Genomic DNA, 4,452 nt, shown 5'->3' on the forward strand with positions numbered 1-4,452 from the left:
CCCCATTGACGATGCCGGCATTGCCGTCGGTCTCGATGACCAGCGGATAGGCGTCCGGATCGGCCTTCAGCCGAAACCGCATCTGTCCTGAGCCTTCGGCCTTGCCGGTGGACGCGGTGACCGCGGTGCGCAACCCGTCCAGCCGCAGCGTGCCGTCCATGCGCCATGGGCCGGCCAGCGACTTGGCCGAGACGGTCGAATTGATCTCGGAAAACAGATGGCTGCGCCCGCCAGCGGCATGGCGAACTTCGATCTGACCCTCCGTCACCGTCAGCTTCTCGATCGAGATCTGGCTGGGGTCGAAGGGCGAGGACGGCCGTATCGCCCAGTCGACAGTGCCGTCATTGGCGATATCGATGGTCGCTTTCGGCCGCACCAGCCGCATGTCGAAGATCAGCACTTCACCGCGCAGGAAGGGCGCCAGTTCCGCATCCATCGAAAACGTCTCGACCGTCATGGCCGGCTGGCCGTTGGGGCCGCCGGCGACGGCGACATTCGAGAAGGTCACCGAAGGGAACGGCAACAGCCTTGCCGTGGCGTCGCCCTGCACGGTCACCTTGCGGCCGAGAATGGCGCTCGCCTCGCGCTCGAAGTCGGCGCGGTAGCCGGTCCAGTCGATAAAATACGGCACCACCAGCGCCGCACACAGCACCAGCACGAACAGGCCACCGAAGATCACGAACAGGCGTGCGAGCATCAGCTCCGAACAGGTTGGTTGAATTTCCGCCGCACTCTACCCGCATCCGCGTGTCGATAAAGAGGCAATTCATCCAGTTGCGCGATCTCCGGTGATCTGAAACAAATCCCGGCGAAGCGGAGAAATCGGATGTCGGGCAAGAACTGGGATCGCGTGCCGATCGATGCGCAAAGTGTCGACGCTCCGCTGTCGCTTTCGGCGGTCTTTCTTGTCGTCACCGTCGCCAGTGGGCAGAGCGCGCTCGCCAAGGTTGCCTCCGTGCTCGGCGGGCTCGACGATCTCGTCAAAAATGTCGGATTCCGCGACCTTTCCGGGCGGCTGTCGTGCATCGCCGGCATCGGCCGCGATCTCTGGGATCGTCTCTCTCCAGACCGGCGGCCGCTGGAACTGAAACCGTTCGCGCCGATCAAGGGTGCCGTTCATTCGGCGCCTTCGACCGCCGGCGATCTTCTCTTCCACATCCGCTCCGAGCGACCCGACATGTGCTTCGAGTTCGAGCGCATCCTGCTCGACAATCTCGGTGACGGCGTAAGCGTCATCGATGAGGTTTCCGGCTTTCGCTATTTCGATGCGCGCGACCTGCTCGGCTTCGTCGACGGGACCGCCAACCCGACCGGCCTCGACTTGCCCGCCTCTGCGCTCATCGGCGATGAAGACGCCGACTTCGCCGGCGGCAGCTATGTCGTCGTCCAGAAATATCTCCACGACATGCAGGCCTGGGCGCGCATTCCGACGCCCGAGCAGGAAGCGATCATCGGCCGCACCAAGATCGACAACATCGAAATCGACGATGACGATGCGCCGCGCAAATCGCACAAGTCGCTGGCCACCATCGAGGATGCCGCCGGCAACGAGTACGATATTTTGCGCGACAACATGCCGTTCGGCAGGCCGGGGCAGAACGAGTTCGGCACCTACTTCATCGGCTATTCCAGATATCTTTGGGTCACCGAAAAAATGCTGCAGCGCATGTATATCGGCGAGCCGCCGGGCGCCTACGACCGCCTGCTCGATTTCTCCACACCGCACACCGGCACGACATTCTTCGCGCCAACCCGCCCCATGCTGCAGACGCTTGTCGAGGGCGGACAGGCGAAGCCTGCCGCACGGTAGGCAGGCGTCCTCAACGATTTCAGCCCGCGATCACCGCGAATTCAGCGTGCGTCGCGCTTTGCCTGTGCCACCTTGGCCGCCCTGCGCTGCCGGCCGAGTTCCATTGGCCGGACCAGATCCGGCGCCCTCTGGTTCGCCACCGGCCGCATACCCCTGCGCGCGGTGCGCGAGTTGAAGGCGGGGCCGTCCGATGCCGCCCCTTGCTTCATCACCAATGCCTTGCGCGCATTCTCGATCAGCGAAACGCTGGCGGCCAGTTGCCGGCGCCGCTCGGCCTCGCCATTCAGGCGCCGCATGGCCATGGCCAGCACCGCAAGCTTGAGCTGCGACCCGCCATCAGCCTTCGAAGGCGTAGCGCCCTTCGCCGCGCCCTTGCCCCGGATCTCACGCCGGCGGCGGTGTGCTTCGGTCTGCGCCTTGTCGCGCCGCTCCCGCAACAGCTTGACCAGGCCGGCAAGATCGGCGTCGGAGAGCTCCTGCACCGCCGGATGGTGAGACTTCTCCACCAGATCGTGTTCGTCGGCACTCAGCGCGCGCGCTTCTTCCTTGCGTGAAATCGCCATGGCATCCTCCTCCGCTGGCACGCCTGTTGGCTTCAGGCCCTGCTACCGGCCAAGCCTCGGCCCGAATGGTGGCGCGGTCAAGACTGGCCGCCTACGAACCTTGCGTCGGAAAATCGGTTAGTTTCCCGGCAAGATCTTGCCCGGGTTCATGATATCAAGCGGATCGAGCGCCTGCTTGATGGTGCGCATGATGTCGACGCCGTGGCCGAGCTCGTGGCGCAGGAAGCCGATCTTGCCCTGGCCGATGCCGTGCTCGCCGGTGCAGGTGCCGTCCATGGCGATGGCTCGCATGTTGAGCCGCGCGACGAACTTTTCCGACAGCGCGATCTCCTTGGGATCGTTCACATCCATCAGCACCAGCACGTGGAAATTGCCGTCGCCGGCATGGCCGACGATCGGCGCGATCAGGCCCATCTCGGCGATATCGGCCTCGGTTTCCATGACGCATTCGGCAAAGCGCGAGATCGGCACGCAGACATCGGTCGACAGCCCCTTGGCGCCGGGCCGCAGGGTCAGCGACGACCAGTAGGCGTCGTGCCTCGCCTTCCACAGTTTGGTGCGCTCCTCGGCGACGCTGGTCCACAGGAACGGCCCGCCGCCATTTTCCTCCGCGATCATGCCGAAGGTTTCGGCCTGTTCGGCAACGCCGGCATCGCTACCATGAAACTCGACGAACAGGCACGGGCTTTCGGGATAATCGAGCTTCGAATAGTTCTTCATCGCCCGCATCTGCAGCGCGTTGACCAGTTCGATGCGCGCCACCGGAATGCCCATCTGGATCGTCGCGATAACCGCGTTGCAGGCCGCCTCGACGCTCGGAAACGGGCAGACGCCGCCGGAGATCGCCTGCGGGATGCCCTGCAGCTTCAAGGTCAGCGACGTGATGATGCCGAGCGTGCCTTCCGAGCCGACCAGCAGCCGCGTCAGATCATAGCCGGCCGAGCTCTTTTTCGCCCGCTTGCCGGTCGTCACCATTTCGCCGTCGGCCATGACGGCGGTCAGCGACAGCACGTTCTCGCGCATCGTTCCGTAGCGCACCGCGTTGGTGCCGGAGGCCCGCGTTGCGGCCATGCCGCCCAGCGAGGCATTGGCGCCGGGATCGATCGGAAAGAACAGGCCGGTGTCGCGCAGATGCCGGTTCAAATCCTCACGGGTGACGCCGGGTTCGACCGTGCAGTCGAGATCCTGCGGATTGACCGCCAGGATACGGTTCATGCGCGATGTGTCGACCGATATGCCGCCGCCCGGTGCGTTGGTGTGACCCTCCAGCGAGGAGCCGACGCCGAAGGCGATCACCGGCACGCGGTGCGCCGCACAGGCGCGCACGATCTCCTGCACCTCGGCCGTCGTCTCGGGGAACGCAACGCCATCCGGTGCCTGCGTCGGAATGTAGGTGGTGGTATGTGCATGCTGCGAGCGGATCGCCTGGCCGGTCTGGAATCGCTCGCCGAGCTGCTGCTTGAGGATGCCGAGCACCGCGGCGATGCCTTCCTCGTTGCGTTCGACCGGGTTGAGGTCGCTCAGAGCCATGAATTCCTCCGCGAATGGACCAGCGTCCATGCTTGTTATGCGTCTATGGATGCGTAAAGCAATTCCAGGAAAAGTGTGAAGCGGTTTTCCGTCCGAAATTGCGTCAGAACAAATAGAGTCTCCGGAGCCACGCTCTGTCCAGCACCAGAACAAGGAAGTTTCGATGCCCATCCCCACTCCCTTCGTCTCGAAACCCATGGACATCGAGAAGGACTGGATCGACTACAACGGCCATCTCAACATGGCCTATTACAACGTGCTGTTCGACCGCTGCTCGGACGACGCCTTCGAGGCAATGGGCATGGGACCGAACTATGCTAGGGATCGCCGCCTCACCATCTACACCGCCGAAGTCCATGTCTGCTACGTGCAGGAACTGCATCTCGAGCACAAGGTCACGGTCTCTTTCCAGCTCATCGACCATGACGATAAGCGGCTGCGGGCCTATCAGGAAATCCGCCATGTCGACGGCTGGCTGGCCGCGACTTCCGAATCGCTGTCGCTGCATGTCGACATGTCCGGGCCGAAGGTGGCGCCCTTCCCCGCCGA

General features: G+C 63.8%; 5 protein-coding genes. 2 read left to right on the forward strand and 3 right to left on the reverse strand.

What is annotated here, in order from left to right; translation table 11 throughout:
* Positions 1-697: AsmA family protein (locus EN925_RS24605; protein WP_128336996.1), on the reverse strand; the 697-nt coding region annotated here is incomplete at its 3' end.
* Positions 698-826: 129 nt separating this feature from the next.
* Between EN925_RS24605 and EN925_RS24610 the strand changes: the two genes are divergently transcribed.
* Positions 827-1,810: a Dyp-type peroxidase gene (locus EN925_RS24610; RefSeq protein WP_127385455.1), complete on the forward strand. Its 984-nt coding sequence runs from the start codon at positions 827-829 to the stop codon at positions 1,808-1,810.
* 41 nt (positions 1,811-1,851) lie between these two features.
* Here EN925_RS24610 and EN925_RS24615 read toward each other — a convergent pair whose 3' ends face one another.
* The gene (locus EN925_RS24615) at positions 1,852-2,373 is read right to left on the reverse strand and encodes a hypothetical protein (RefSeq protein WP_013531009.1); all 522 of its coding nucleotides are present in this window, start codon (positions 2,371-2,373) and stop codon (positions 1,852-1,854) included.
* Positions 2,374-2,490: 117 nt separating this feature from the next.
* The gene (locus tag EN925_RS24620; protein WP_127368752.1) at positions 2,491-3,903 is read right to left on the reverse strand and encodes an FAD-linked oxidase C-terminal domain-containing protein; all 1,413 of its coding nucleotides are present in this window, start codon (positions 3,901-3,903) and stop codon (positions 2,491-2,493) included.
* Between the two features lie 163 nt (positions 3,904-4,066).
* Here EN925_RS24620 and EN925_RS24625 point away from each other — a divergent pair.
* On the forward strand, positions 4,067-4,452 hold a 386-nt coding region (locus EN925_RS24625; protein ID WP_164894369.1), incomplete at its 3' end, for a thioesterase family protein.

The sequence above is a fragment of the Mesorhizobium sp. M7A.F.Ca.US.006.04.2.1 genome (genome assembly GCF_004022915.1).
In the GTDB taxonomy this organism is placed as follows: Bacteria; Pseudomonadota; Alphaproteobacteria; order Rhizobiales; family Rhizobiaceae; genus Mesorhizobium; species Mesorhizobium ciceri.

What these genes read in the sequence shown, in the direction of transcription:
- EN925_RS24615 (WP_013531009.1), bottom strand. Translation starts at nt 2,373, where the DNA reads ATGGCGATTTCACGCAAGGAAGAAGCGCGCGCGCTGAGTGCCGACGAA.
- EN925_RS24610 (WP_127385455.1), top strand. Translation starts at nt 827, where the DNA reads ATGTCGGGCAAGAACTGGGATCGCGTGCCGATCGATGCGCAAAGTGTC.
- EN925_RS24620 (WP_127368752.1), bottom strand. Translation starts at nt 3,903, where the DNA reads ATGGCTCTGAGCGACCTCAACCCGGTCGAACGCAACGAGGAAGGCATC.